The sequence below is a fragment of the Aeromonas sp. MaB10011B genome (assembly GCF_017939325.1).
Classification (GTDB): Bacteria; Pseudomonadota; Gammaproteobacteria; order Enterobacterales; family Aeromonadaceae; genus Aeromonas; species Aeromonas caviae.
The window spans coordinates 313,192-326,933 of record NZ_JAGKRK010000075.1 but is presented as its reverse complement, the minus strand read 5'-3'; the positions used below and the strand labels follow the sequence as shown (position 1 = coordinate 326,933).

At 54.7% G+C, this 13,742-nt stretch carries 14 protein-coding genes and 1 tRNA gene; 14 read left to right on the top strand and 1 reads right to left on the bottom strand.

All coding sequences use genetic code 11. From position 1 onward, the window contains the following. The 12 genes from J9893_RS17615 to J9893_RS17560 form a co-directional block, all read left to right on the top strand. On the top strand, positions 1–303 hold a 303-nt coding region (locus tag J9893_RS17615), incomplete at its 5' end, for a hypothetical protein (protein WP_246875627.1). A 244-nt stretch (positions 304–547) separates the two neighbouring features. Further along, positions 548–913: a hypothetical protein gene (locus J9893_RS17610; RefSeq protein WP_232100731.1), complete on the top strand. Its 366-nt coding sequence runs from the start codon at positions 548–550 to the stop codon at positions 911–913. After that, positions 913–1,128 (top strand): hypothetical protein, encoded by a 216-nt coding sequence (locus tag J9893_RS17605; protein ID WP_021140796.1) that lies wholly within the window; start codon positions 913–915, stop codon positions 1,126–1,128. The genes J9893_RS17610 and J9893_RS17605 overlap by 1 nt, the downstream gene beginning before the upstream one ends. Then, positions 1,125–1,487 (top strand): hypothetical protein, encoded by a 363-nt coding sequence (locus J9893_RS17600; protein ID WP_021140795.1) that lies wholly within the window; start codon positions 1,125–1,127, stop codon positions 1,485–1,487. Before J9893_RS17605 ends, J9893_RS17600 begins: the two co-directional genes overlap by 4 nt. Before the next feature lie 79 nt (positions 1,488–1,566). Beyond that, positions 1,567–2,109 carry a hypothetical protein gene (locus J9893_RS17595; RefSeq protein ID WP_210601640.1) on the top strand — a complete coding sequence of 181 codons (543 nt, stop codon included), beginning with the start codon at positions 1,567–1,569 and terminating at the stop codon, positions 2,107–2,109. 1 nt (position 2,110) lies between these two features. Further along, a complete protein-coding gene (locus tag J9893_RS17590) occupies positions 2,111–2,467 on the top strand; it encodes a hypothetical protein (protein WP_210601641.1) in 357 nt (118 codons plus the stop codon). Between the two features lie 84 nt (positions 2,468–2,551). Next, on the top strand, positions 2,552–2,866 hold the full coding sequence (locus J9893_RS17585; RefSeq protein WP_210601642.1) for a hypothetical protein: 315 nt from the start codon (positions 2,552–2,554) through the stop codon (positions 2,864–2,866). A 2-nt stretch (positions 2,867–2,868) separates the two neighbouring features. Further along, positions 2,869–3,276: a type IV toxin-antitoxin system YeeU family antitoxin gene (locus J9893_RS17580; protein ID WP_246875626.1), complete on the top strand. Its 408-nt coding sequence runs from the start codon at positions 2,869–2,871 to the stop codon at positions 3,274–3,276. 368 nt (positions 3,277–3,644) lie between these two features. After that, complete coding sequence (locus J9893_RS17575; protein WP_210601643.1) at positions 3,645–6,038, top strand: class I SAM-dependent DNA methyltransferase; 2,394 nt, start codon at positions 3,645–3,647, stop codon at positions 6,036–6,038. 13 nt (positions 6,039–6,051) lie between these two features. Continuing rightward, on the top strand, positions 6,052–7,338 hold the full coding sequence (locus J9893_RS17570; RefSeq protein ID WP_210601644.1) for a restriction endonuclease subunit S: 1,287 nt from the start codon (positions 6,052–6,054) through the stop codon (positions 7,336–7,338). Between the two features lie 143 nt (positions 7,339–7,481). Next, positions 7,482–10,514 (top strand): type I restriction endonuclease subunit R, encoded by a 3,033-nt coding sequence (locus J9893_RS17565; RefSeq protein ID WP_210601645.1) that lies wholly within the window; start codon positions 7,482–7,484, stop codon positions 10,512–10,514. After that, positions 10,514–11,182, top strand: coding sequence for a UPF0149 family protein (locus tag J9893_RS17560; RefSeq protein ID WP_021140873.1), 669 nt, complete (start codon positions 10,514–10,516; stop codon positions 11,180–11,182). Before J9893_RS17565 ends, J9893_RS17560 begins: the two co-directional genes overlap by 1 nt. A 198-nt stretch (positions 11,183–11,380) precedes the next feature. Here J9893_RS17560 and J9893_RS17555 read toward each other — a convergent pair. After that, a tRNA-Ser gene (locus tag J9893_RS17555) sits at positions 11,381–11,470 on the bottom strand. A 340-nt stretch (positions 11,471–11,810) separates the two neighbouring features. Between J9893_RS17555 and J9893_RS17550 the strand changes: the two genes are divergently transcribed. Together J9893_RS17550 and J9893_RS17545 are read left to right on the top strand one after the other, a co-directional pair. Further along, positions 11,811–12,728: a L,D-transpeptidase family protein gene (locus tag J9893_RS17550; RefSeq protein ID WP_042878776.1), complete on the top strand. Its 918-nt coding sequence runs from the start codon at positions 11,811–11,813 to the stop codon at positions 12,726–12,728. 22 nt (positions 12,729–12,750) lie between these two features. Next, entirely contained in the window at positions 12,751–13,734 is a 984-nt protein-coding gene (locus tag J9893_RS17545; RefSeq protein WP_210601714.1) for a DUF481 domain-containing protein, read from the top strand. Positions 13,735–13,742 lie beyond the last annotated feature (8 nt).

Sequence of the window (13,742 nt, the reverse complement as noted above, 5' to 3'; positions counted from 1 at the left end):
CTGAGCAAGCTGCGCCATCGTCTGGCTACTGCCTGCAACGAGGAGGCGCTGGCATTACTGGAAAAAGCCGTCACCAAGGCGCGTGATGACGAGGGTTATGCCAGGCAGCTTGAAGAGGCCTTGCTGCGGGGATCCACCATCGAGATCCGCGAATGCCTCAGCTGCTTTGGCGACTACTTCGAGCGCTCCCGAGACGCACCGCCCTATTACCTGCATCACGATACCGTCAACGGCATTGATTGTGCGCTCTACGCCATCCTGTTTGATGCGGCTTACCCAGACGCAGAACAGGCGCACGAATAACGCCAGCATCCCCAAACCCGGATCATCCGCGCCAACACCATGATCCGGATATTCCAACACTACCCACTGGGCCACCTCACTGCAGGTGGCCTTTTGCATTTCAAGGAATCACCCCATGTCTGCCTTCATGATCGATCGCAAGGATTACCTAGCCTTTGCCGTACAGTTACACCGCTTTTGCAATGCCCCGATGCCACCGCACTACATCCTTGAGTTGCTGCGCACCCTCTGGTGGAACTCGCCAATGGATGTCACCAGTACCTGGACGTGGCGGGTAGACCGGCTGGTACGGCTGATGATGCTCGCCAACCGGCGTGCAGTCTGGCATCGCTATCAGCTGGGGCGTCATCAACCACTTCAGCACCGCTCTACCAAGCTGAGTCCGCTTAAACCTGCCCACCGTTACCACCAGGCTCCACTCACCGATAGCGAGCTGGTGGCCCTCTACAAGTTCACCTGCTGCGCCCTGTACCAATCGAGCGAATGGACCGGGAGCCCTGAGCAGGCACCTCGGCTTGTGAAGGTACTACAGCAGTTGCAACAGGCTCTCGCACAAGACGTGCTGACCCGGCTGTCACTGTGGGAGCAAGCACCCTGGGGAGAGATGTGATGGATCTCTACATCACCCTGACAGTGGCAAGCTCGCCACCGAGTTCAATGGCCCACCTAGCCCAACGTGTCGCCGATGACATGGCACACCTGCATCACCGTCTAGGGGATGGGGTGAGCGATGAACTGGGCATCAGTATCAGCTATCTGGTCGAACAGTTTGCGCTACTGGCAGCTGCTTACCGTTCACCGGAGGAAATGGAGAAACATCAATGATTGAGTTCAATGACAGTTTTAGCCAGGCCGCCGTCGCGGAGGCCATGTGTGCCCATGCGGGACTCGCCAAGCTCATCAGTCAGCCATTGATGCTGCCGGGCTTTGCCTATGCCCACGATGTGGAGGGGCGACGTATTGGTGGCCCGCTGGTGGCCCCCAACCCTGTGTTGCACAAGACCACGCTCTTTGTCAGTCCACGGGATATGCGTGAGCACCTGCCACGAGAGATTAACTTCGCCCGCTTTCGCTGCGCCTGTAATGCAGCGGGTCAGCCGGTCGGTGAGTGGCAACGGGTAATTGTCGGGGCCTACGTCAACCACGGTAGTAATGACAAGCCGGATTGGAGTAGTCACACCTGAGCCACGGCCACCAGCACACACAAGAGCCCATACAGCCCCTCACTCCGAGGGGCTGTTTGCATTTGAAGGAAGCCCAACCATGCACGACCTGCGTGATTACAAGACCCTGACCGCTCGGCAGATCACCACTGCCATCGGTCAGCTCAACCACAACACCGCGCCGAAGATAATGACCTACCTGGGATTGCGGGCCAGGCAGCCGCAACCACTCGGTAATGGCCGTAGTAGAGCCAAAGCCCTCAAGCTGCTGCGCAGAGTCAAGAAGGCCCACAAGGCGGGGCGTATCCCGTTTGAACTTACAGTGACCGGCTGCCGCATCGACCGGGGGAGCCATCAGGCTGACCGCTATTACTACGACCGGACGCTACTGGCCCAAGGCTGGCAGCAATACGACACCGAAGAGGATGCCTGGTACTTTGGCATCTGGATTCACACAGAGAAGCTGGAGACCTTTACCTACGCCGAGGGGGATACCTGCCATGTGATTGCACCAAACGTTGAGGCATTTCGCGCTGAATTGGCGCGGCTCTACCAGTACCACCAGCAGGCACCGGCGTTTATCAGCATCGACCCGGAAGCAGGTGTTGTGACCCGTCACTTTGAACGCAAGCCGGAGGTGTGAAATGGCGAAAAACATCACCATCAAGGTGCCCGGCAAACATCCGCAAACTGGCGAGCTCACCACCTTCGAGCTCAAAGGGCAACGCATGGATATCGACATCGGCGGCCAGGCTGTGCCCTTCCTCATTCACGGGAGGGGGATAGGCACCTCGCTCACCCACATCCCGAGCGGCTATCGCATCGCGCTGCTCGGCGGCTGGCTCACCGCGCGTTACGCAATACCTGAGAATAAGCCCAGCAGAACGGCCTGCGCCCAGATGGCCATAGACCGACTGGTGGCCCAGTACGGCTCGCGGCACCTGCTGGGCCGACTCAACTGCAAGCCGGTTATCAATGAGACGGCTGACTGCGCTAGTTGACGGCCCGCCGTCTCGCTCATCCACAAACAGCATAAAGGGCCAGTCCACACAGGCTGGCCTTTTGCATCATTGGAGTCACCGAACATGACCCGTCTTATCACCGGACTCGAGGTGCATCGCTATGCCCCCGAGCTTAACAAGCTACACCTGCGCAACCGCCAGACGTTACCCGCTCCCGGCATCACCGCCATCAAAGAGGCCAAAGCCCGCCTGTTTGGTCGCTGGCAGCCAGGGCATCAGGTGACCATCACCGTGAGCCATCCTGACTACGTCAATCTCTCCCGGCTCTACCGAGGGCGACTGACAAACCTGACAGACCTCCCAGCGCATCTGGCCAGACTACGTCAGCGCCACAACGTGCCTGGCACTATCATCGACATTCAAATGAGGTGTCGCTAATCATGACCACAACCCATCCCACATACTCTGCCACGCACTCTCCAGAGCTCCAGACTCTCACACCGCTCCCCAGCATTTGCTGGGGTCTGCCGCGTGATATCTCCCCACGCTTTGGCGCTCGTCTGATACAGAGTCGCTACCGGCTCGATTTTCTATCCGAACGAGCCAGTCTGATAGGTGAATGGAGTGAGGCGCAGATAGCCAAGCTCGACCAGGTTTTCCCGGAGATCATCAAGGCACTGGAAGCCAAGCTGCTGACCGGCGAACTGGATGCCCAGCATCAGCACTGCATCACTATCCAGCACGGCGGCTTTACCTGCGAAGCCGATACCCTGGGTAGCCACGGCTATGTCTACTTAGCCATTTACCCAGCGACGAACATGGGCGCCAATCCTGACCGCAAGGCGTGACCACAAATCCGCTTGTGGTAACATTTTGGCACCTATTCGTCCGTGATAAGTGGGTAGGTTTGGGGAGGGCCATTTATGGCCTTCCCTTTGTTTTTGTCCCGTATCTCCCTGTTAATTAAAACAGCAGCTTGCCTGCAATCGGTCAGCCATTCTGGTAAACTGGCGGCCATTTTGAGGCTGTGCCAACACGCTCGAACCATCACGAAAAAACATCCATTTGAACCTCGTGATAAACGGTGGCGCTACTCCTCCACCTGACATCCGCTATCGCTTCCCATCATCCGGCGACACAAGAGCCATGCGTATGCGGTTAATCCCTCAGGCCACACTTTTTGCATTCCGGGGTAACCCGGAGACAGGAAAACAACATGGATCACAGTGTTCATAACAAACTCGTCTCTTTTATCTGGAACATCGCCGACGACTGCCTGCGCGACGTTTACGTCCGTGGCAAATACCGCGATGTGATCTTGCCGATGGTGGTATTGCGCCGCCTGGATACCTTGCTCGAACCCACCAAGGAAGCAGTCCTGGAAGAGGTCCGCTTCCAGCAGCAGGAGATGAACGCAGTCGAGCTGGACGAAGAGCCGCTCAAGGCAGCTTCTGGTTATGTCTTCTACAACATCTCCAAGTGGACGCTCAAATCCCTGTTGAACGCAGCCACCAACAACCAGCAGATCCTGCTGGCAAACGTCAATGAATACCTCAACGGCTTCAGCGATAACGTCAAGGAGATCGTCAACTGCTTTAACCTCAAGGCGCAGATCCGCCATATGGCTGACAAGCAGGTGCTGCTCGATGTGATTGAGAAGTTCGTCTCCCCCTATATCAACCTCACCCCCAACGATATTGAAGACCCGGAAGGTAACAAGCTGCCCGCCCTCAGCAATCTCGGGATGGGGTATGTGTTTGAAGAGCTGATCCGCAAATTCAACGAAGAGAACAACGAAGAGGCCGGGGAACACTTCACCCCGCGCGAGGTGATCGAGCTGATGACCCACCTGGTGTTTGATCCCATCAAGGATCAACTGCCGCTCACCATGACGATCTATGACCCTGCCTGTGGTAGCGGTGGCATGCTGACCGAATCCCAAGGCTTTATCGAAGAGAAATACCCGGCTACCGGTGTCAGCCGTGATATTCACCTCTATGGCAAGGAGATCAACGACGAGACTTACGCGATTTGTAAGTCTGACATGATGATCCGGGGCAATGACCCGGCCAACATCAAGGTAGGCTCCACCCTGTCCACCGATGAATTCTCCCATATGCGCTTTGACTTTATGCTCTCCAACCCGCCCTACGGTAAAAGCTGGGCGTCAGAGCAAAAGCACATCAAAGATGGCAGTGATGTGATCGACAGCCGCTTCAAGATAAAACTCGCCGATTACTGGGGCGTAGTCGATCCCAAAGGCTGTGATGCCACCCCACGCTCCAGCGATGGTCAGCTGCTGTTCCTGATGGAGATGGTCAACAAGATGAAATCCCCATCGGTAAGCCCGCTGGGTAGCCGTATCGCCTCGGTGCATAACGGCTCCAGCCTGTTTACCGGCGATGCGGGCAGTGGTGAGAGCAATATCCGTCGCTACCTTATCGAAAACGACATGCTCGAGGCCATTGTCCAGCTACCGAACAACCTGTTCTACAACACCGGCATCACCACCTATATCTGGCTGCTCAACAACCACAAGCCTGCCCATCGGCAAGGCAAGGTGCAGCTTATCGACGCCAGCCTGCTCTATCGCAAACTGCGCAAGAACCTGGGTGACAAAAATTGCGAATTCTCTCCCGAACATATCGAGGAGATCACCAACACCTATCTCGCCTGTGCCAATGTAGAACGCCAGCTGGATAGCAATGACGATCCAATCGGCATCGCCAGCAAGGTGTTTAAAAACGAGGACTTTGGTTACTACAAGGTGACGGTGGAGCGCCCGGATCGCCGCAATGCCCAGTTCAGTAGTGATCGTCTCAACGCGCTGCGTTTTGACAAATCCTTAAACGAGGTGATGGCACACTGCTTTGCCGAGTATGGCGAGCAGGTCTATCAGGATGGGTTCCTGACCGAGCACAGCAAGCAGATCCTCGAGTGGTGCGAGAAAAACGAGATAAGTCTGAACAACAAGGCCAAAGAGAAGCTGCTGAGCACCGATTTCTGGTGCGCTGCCCGCACTCTGTTCGATACGGCTCATACCCTGATGCAGGAGATCGGTGAAGCCGAGTTTAACGACTTCAACCTGTTTAAGGCGCAAGTCGAGGCGACGCTCAAGGCCCATAAGCTCAAACTCTCAGTCACAGAAAAAAATGCGCTGTTCAATGCCGTGAGCTGGTATGACGAAGCCGCCGCCAAGGTGGTGAAAAAGGTGGTGAAACTCAGTGCCGACAAGCTGGGTGAACTGCTGGAGCTCTACAGCTGTGAAGAGGCCGACCTGCCCGACTTTGGTTATTACCCTACTGGTAAGAAAGGCGAGTTCGTCACCTATGAGAGCAGCAGCGATCTGCGCGATAGCGAATCGGTTCCACTTACCCAGAGTATCTACCAGTACTTTATCGACGAGGTGCAGCCCCATGTGGCAGAGGCCTGGCTCAATATGGAGTCGGTCAAGATTGGCTATGAGGTGAGCTTTAACAAATATTTCTATCGCCATAAACCGCTGCGTTCACTCGAGACAGTCGCTCAGGAGATCCTGACGTTGGAACAGCAGGCCGATGGCTTGATCGCCCAGATCCTGGGTCTCACAACATCCCAAGCCCAGGCATAAGCAGGAGACGATCATGATGACGCTGACTGCTATGCAAAAATATAAAACTTATAAATGGAGTGGCAATCCATTCTTTGGAGATATCCCATCTTGCTGGGATATCTACCCTTTATTCAAAATCGCAAAAATAAAATCCATCATCAACAAGCAAGATGAGGAATTACTCTCCGTCTATCTAGATAGAGGGGTAATCAAATTCAGCGATGTGGACGAAAAGCGCACAAACGGCACCAGCCTTGATCTATCAAAATATCAATTTGTGGAAAAAGGGGATTTCGTATTAAACAACCAGCAAGCATGGAGAGGTTCTGTTGGCGTATCCAACCATATTGGAATAGTTAGTCCCGCATACCTAGTCTTATCTCTATCTAAAGAGATAAACCCTAAATATGCCAATTATCTTTTCCGTGATGGAAGCATGGTGTCGCAATATCTTATCTGTTCAAAAGGTGTTGGAACTATCCAGAGAAATTTATACTGGCCTCATTTGAGGAGAACAATTGTTGCTTTACCTTCGTATATCGAACAAACCGCCATCGCCAATTTTCTGGATGCAAAAACCACCCAGATTGACGAAGCGATTGCCATCAAGGAGCAGCAGATCGCGCTGCTTAACGAGCGCAAGCAGATCCTGATCCAGCAAGCCGTGACCCAAGGTCTCGACCCGACTGTGCCGATGAAAGACTCCGGTGTGGATTGGGTTGGAGATATTCCAGAGCATTGGTCGCTACAGCCAGGATTTATCGTTTTCAACGAAAATAAAAAATCAAACAAAGGGATGATTGAGTCACAAGTTCTTTCTCTTAGCTATGGAAAAATTATTGTTAAAGCGAAGGAAAAATTGAACGGCCTTGTTCCAGAGTCCTTTGAAACATATCAGGTAGTCTCGCCTGGCAATATCATAATTAGATGCACAGATCTTCAAAATGACAAAACCAGCCTGAGAACTGGATTTGTTAAAAACCATGGAATTATTACAAGTGCATATCTATGTCTTAATATTAGCCTAGAGCAAAATGCTGAATACATACATTATTTTTTACATGCATTAGATGTGTGCAAAGAAATTTACCGATATGGTTCTGGTCTAAGACAGAGTCTTAGCTTTTCTGATTTTAAAAGGATGCTTGTAATTGCACCGCCGATTGAGGAGCAAGATCAGATCGTTACTTTCATTAGGGAGCAAGAGGAAAATACAATGTCCGCTGTCGAACTATTGAAAACACAGATTGAAAAACTCACAGAATATAAAAAATCCCTAATACACAGCGCAGTAACTGGCAACATTAAGGTGATATAGCCATAACCAGTCAAGGGTACCAGTGACGTAGTCTGGCTGGGTTGGTGCAATATAGCCAAAGCCCAAGGAGGGCGGGTTTAGATCAATACCAAGGCAAGATGACCACGGGCAGGTAAACGAGAACAAGAGAGCAGGGAGTATTGATGGTCAGCAACACCAAAGAACAGGCCCTTGAAACGGCCATTGAGCAGGCCCTGACCGGCCAGTGTCTGGAAACCCTCGGCAATGATATTGGCGAGGGGGCCGCTGTCTACGCCAAGCCACACCATGGTTTTGTGTTGGGGCAGGCCTTCGATTTTGACAAGCAGTACGCCATCGATAAACGGCTGTTCTGGCAGTTTCTTGAAACCACCCAGGCCATGGAGCTGGCCAAACTCCAGCAGCATCATCCCCACGACTGGCAGCGCAAGGTGCTAGAGCGCTTCGACCGCATCATTAAAAAGCAGGGGGTACTGCACCTGCTGAAAAAGGGCCTGAGCATTGATGATGCTCACCTGACCTTGATGTATCCAGCGCCGCTGGCTAGCAGCAGCGCGACGGTAAGCCAGGATTTTGCTGCCAACCTCTTTAGTTGCACCCGGCAGGTGGCCTACTCGGCGCAAAATCCCAAGCAAGAGATCGACATGGTGCTGTTTATCAACGGCATCCCGCTGATAACCCTTGAGCTGAAAAACCACTGGACCGGCCAGAACGCCAGCTATCACGGTCAGAAGCAGTACCGTGACGATCGCGATATCAGCCAACCCCTGCTGCACTTTGGTCGTTGTCTGGTGCATATGGCGGTGGATACCGACGAGGTCTATATGACCACCAAACTGGCTGGCAAGGCGACCTTCTTTCTGCCCTTTAACAAGGGGCATCGCCATGGCAAGGGTAATCCGCCCAACCCCTATGGCCATAAGAGCGCTTACCTCTGGCAAGAGGTCTTTAGCAAGGAGAGCCTGGCCAATATCATCCAGCACTTTGTGCGTCTGGATGGGTCCGCCAAAGAGTTACTGAGCAAACGCACCCTGTTCTTCCCCCGTTACCATCAGCTGGATGTAGTGCGCAAGCTGGTGGACCATGCCGCTCACCACGGTGTTGGCCAGACCTATCTTATTCAGCACTCGGCGGGCTCTGGCAAATCCAACTCCATCACCTGGGCGGCATATCAGCTGATCGAGGTTTACCCTCATAGCACTGACGTGCATGGTGCCAAGGCCTTCGATCAGCCGCTGTTTGATTCGATCATTGTGGTTACCGACCGGCGACTGCTGGACAAGCAACTGCGTGAGAACATCAAGGAGTTCTCCGAGGTCAAGAACATCATTGCGCCAGCCAACAAGTCATCCGAGCTCAAGTCGGCCCTTGAGAACGGCAAGAAGATCATCATCACCACCATCCAGAAGTTCCCGTTTATCGTCGATGGCATCAGCGATCTGAGCGACAAGCGTTTTGCGGTGATTATCGATGAGGCGCACAGCTCACAATCCGGTGATGCCCACGGCAAGATGAACGCGGCGATGGGCAAGCTGCAGGACGAGGAGATGGAAGACACTCAGGATCTGATCCTGCAGGCCATGCGCTCACGCAAGATGCGTGGCAACGCCTCCTATTTCGCTTTTACCGCCACGCCGAAGAACACCACGTTGGAGAAGTTCGGCCAGTTGCAGCCGGATGGCACCTTCCAGCCGTTTCACCTCTATTCGATGAAGCAGGCCATCGAGGAAGGCTTTATCCTCGATGTGGTGGCCAACTACACCACCTATCGCAGCTACTACGAGATCAGCAAGTCCATCGAAGAGAACCCGCTGTTTGACAGTAAAAAGGCGCAGAAGAAACTCCGGGCTTATGTAGAAGGCAGCCAGGAGACGATCGACGTCAAGGCCGAGATCATGCTCGAGCACTTCATCCCCCATGTGGTGAATGCCAAGAAGCTCAAGGGCAAAGGCAAGGGGATGGTGGTGACGCAGAACATCGTCTCTGCTATCCGCTATTACAAGGCCATCACCCGCCAGCTGGAGGCGATGGGGAACCCGTTCAAAGTGCTGATTGCTTTCTCCGGCAGCAAGGAGGTGGATGGCGTCGAGTACACCGAGGCTGATCTCAATGGCTTTGCTGAGGGCGATACCCGCGACAAGTTTGATACCGACGAATATCGCCTGCTGATCGTGGCCAACAAATACCTGACCGGTTTCGATCAGCCCAAGCTGTGTGCCATGTATGTCGACAAAAAACTGAACGGTGTTCTGTGCGTGCAGGCGCTATCCCGCCTTAACCGCGCTGCGCCCAAATGGGGCAAGAAGACCGAAGACCTCTTTATTCTCGATTTCTTCAACCCAGTTGAAGAGATCAAGGCATCGTTCGATCCCTTCTACACCGCGACTTCACTCTCTGGTGCCACTGACATCAATGTGCTGCATGAGCTCAAGGATGCGCTGGACGATACCGGTGTTTATGAATGGTTCGAGGTTGAGGAGTTTGTTGCCCGCTACTTCAATAACGAAGATGCTCAACTGCTCAGCGCCATCATCGATGTGGCCGCAGACCGCTTCAACCATGAGCTGGAGCTGAGTAACGAAGAGAAGGCCGATATCAAGATCAAGGCCAAGCAGTTCGTGAAGATCTACGGCCAAATGGCCGCCATCATGCCTTACGACATGTTGACCTGGGAGAAGCTGTTCTGGTTCCTCAAGTTCCTGATCCCCAAACTTAAAGTACAGGACCCGGATGCCGACCTACTTGATGAGTTGCTCGAGTCAGTGGATCTCTCCTCCTACGGCCTACAGCGCGTGAAGCTCAACCATGCCATCACCCTGGATGACGAAGAATCTGAGCTGGAGCCACAAAACCCTAATCCACGCGGCGCCCACGGCACTGAGAAAGAGACCGACCCGCTGGATGAGATCATCAAGAGCTTTAACGAGAAGTGGTTCCAGGGCTGGAGCTCGACACCGGAAGAGCAGCGAGTGAAGTTCGTGAATATCCTCGATAGCGTGAAGAAGCACCCGGACTTTGAATCAAAATATCAAAATAATACTGATCCAATTAACCGCGAGCTGGCCTTCGAGAAGATCATGAGAGAAGTCATGCTGGCACGAAGAAAAGATGAGCTGGAGCTTTATAAGCTGTTCGCTAATGATCCGGCATTCAAGGCATCCTGGATGCAAAGCGCACAGAGAATGGTGGGGATGTAATGCAACCTTTTGAAATCTTGAGTGATGAAGAGTTTGATGAGCTGGAGGCGCTGCTTGAGCGCTACGGCAGTGATAACAGCATTGCCTCGATGTCGATGCTCGATGGCTTTTTGACGGCGGTGGTCTCTGGCCCCCATCTCATTATGCCGAGCACCTGGCTCCACGCGATCTGGGGTGGTGAGCAGGATCAACCCGAGTGGCAAAGCGAAGCCGAACTGGAACGTTTTATCGACCTGGTGATGCGCCACAGCAACGACATTGCGACCACTCTGACCTATGCGGCAGAAGACTATTTCCCGGTCGCGCCGGAATTTGAGCGACACGGAGAGTGGGTCCCTCTGATCCATGACTGGTGTGGGGGTTACCTAGGGGCGATTGAATTGGCACCATGGCCCGCTCTGCCCGCACCTGAAGCTGCTGCACTGGCGATGATCAGTGAACCGCTGGAGAAGATGCCTACATCGCTCGAAGCGCTCAGCAATGAACACCTGCAAGAACAAGCCACTAAAGCCCGCTTTGCCGCTCGTATCCTGCATGCCCACTTTCTGGCGCAACGAAGTGAACGCCCGGCACGTTCTCAACCAGTGGTGGCACCCATCAAGATTGGCCGCAACGAGCCGTGCCCCTGTGGCAGCGGCAAGAAGTACAAGCAGTGCTGTTTGCACTGACCAACACAATAGATAGCAAGAGAGGGCCATTGGCCCTCTCTTGCTTTGGTTAAACTGAAAGGAGTAACGACGATGACCTGTCCAAAGAAATGCTATCGAGGAGCAGGACAGCCAACACCTAATGGCATACTCACTGGCATACCGAAAAAATCACTAAAATAAAAAACCCAACTTTTTCAATGTGTTGAGCCTTTAAGATGGCGGAGAGACAGGGATTCGAACCCTGGGTGGCATTGCTGCCACAATTGATTTCGAGTCAATCCCGTTCGGCCACTCCGGCATCTCTCCACGGGCACTCATATTGACCCAACCCTAGCCGGGAAATCAATGTAAATCTCGTTGCAGATCAGACGACTGGCGATAAAACCGCCATCCGGCGATCCCCCCCCTCCCAACGCCAGTGACGTTCACCCGGCAACGCCTCCTCGCTCACTGTCTCCACCCTGTACCCGGTTCCGGGCGGGTGAATACGGCGAGCCTGATGGGCCAGTGACACCCTGTGACGCGCTCGCCTCCGCCCTCCCGGCAGTCATGGTGCCGGACTGGTAATCCCCGCGGGATTCGTTGACAATCTCTGCTCATTTTTTGGAAGGGAACCCGTCCCTCGCCCCAGCCGATAGGAACAACCATGCTCAACACTCGTATCGTCTCACTGCTGCTGGCCGCCGCCAGCCTCTGGGCCGCACCTGTCTGGTCCAACACCTATCCCCTGCCGCCAGCGGACAGCCGTCTCATCGGCGCCCTGGAAGATTACATCGTACAGCCTGGCGATCATCTGGAACTGGTCGGCAAGCATACCCGGACAGGCTTTCTGGCACTGCTCGAAGCCAATCCCGGCGTAGACCCCTATCTGCCCACCCCGGGCACCCGGCTCACTCTGCCGACCCAGATGCTGCTGCCCGACGTGCCGCGAGAAGGCATCGTCATCAACCTGCCTGAACTTCGCCTCTACTACTTCCCCAAGGGCAAGCAGGAGGTGATGGTGCTGCCCATCGGGATCGGTGACATCGGCCGCGAGACGCCGGAGATGACCACCACCGTCATTGCGAAAAATCCCAACCCGACCTGGGTGCCCGGCCCCATGGTCCGCAAGTCCTGGCTGGAGCAGAAGGGGATCGATCTGCCCGCCGTGGTCCCCCCCGGCCCCGACAATCCCCTCGGCAAGTTCGCCATGCGTCTTGGCTATGGCAACAAGGACTACCTCATCCACGGCACCAACAAGGATTTCGGGGTCGGTCTGCGAGTCAGCGCGGGTTGTATCCGGCTGCGCCCGGATGACATCGAAACCCTGTTTGGTCTTGTTCCCGTCGGCACCCCGGTCCGGGTCATCAACCAGCCGGTCAAGATGGCGGTGGAACCCGACGGTCGTCGCTGGCTGGAGGTACACTCCCCCCTCTCCCGCACCGAAGCGGAGATGGCACAGGGGGCGCCGCTGGTGCTCTCCCCCGAGGCCGAGCAGTTCATCGCTGCACCCGACATCGACAGTGCCCGGGTGACCGCCCTGCTCGAGCGAAAGAGCGGGCTGCCCAAACCCGTGAGCGGCTGAAGGCCTGACCACCATGAACAGAATCAGTCATGTGGTTTGCCTGTTGCTTCTGCTGCCTGGCTCCGCGGCGATGGCGGACATCCTCTGGATGCACAACGGCGATCGAGTGAGCGGGACCATAGAGGAGATCACGGACGAGCAGATCCGCATCAAGCCCACCTACAGTCAGGCCATGACGGTCCCGCGCCACGCCATCAAACGATGGCGTCTGGACAAGCAGGAGAAACCCAAGCCGCTCACCAAGACGGGGATCCCCCTGCTGGACTCTCCTGACGAGGCCAATGCCTGGCTGCTGACAGGGAACGGGGATCTCAACATCAAGCTCAAGGAGAACACCAAGAAGACCAACAACGTCAATCTCAAGGTCTCCACCGAGTTTGCCAATCTGGACTGGCGTTACAGCCTGGATGGCGAGTACATCTACGAAACGGCGAACAACATCACCGACAGCCACGAATACAAGCTCAAACCCAAGCTCGACTTCTTCTTCGACGATCACTGGTTCCTGCGATCTTCCGTCGACATCGATTACAACATGATCGATGCCGGCTATCTGGAGATTGACTATGCATCCGGCCCCGGCTACCGCTTCTGGAATGACAGGCAACGCCGGCTGGAGCTCATTACACAGCTCGGTCTGGAACGGGCCTATTTCAGGCCGGAGGTGTGGAGCAATTCCGACCTGTTTGACGACAGGATCATCAATTATCCCTTCGTCAGCCTGGGGTGGGACTACCGGCAGCCCTGGACCCTCTGGGAAGAAAAATTCGAGCTGTTTGGCAAGGGCAGTTATGAAAAATTCGTCGATCAACCCTCCCCCTACCTGACCAGAAAGCAGTCCGTCAGCGGCAGCCTGGGCCTCAGGTACTATTTCAACGATCACCTGCGCCTCTCCTGGTCAAGCGAACTGGATTGGGACGATGCCTGGCTCGACTACCACGGCCTGCACAGGGATGTGAGCGAGAAGGAGTGGCGTCACCTCATCACCCTGGGAGCGAGTTTCTGACCCGCCAG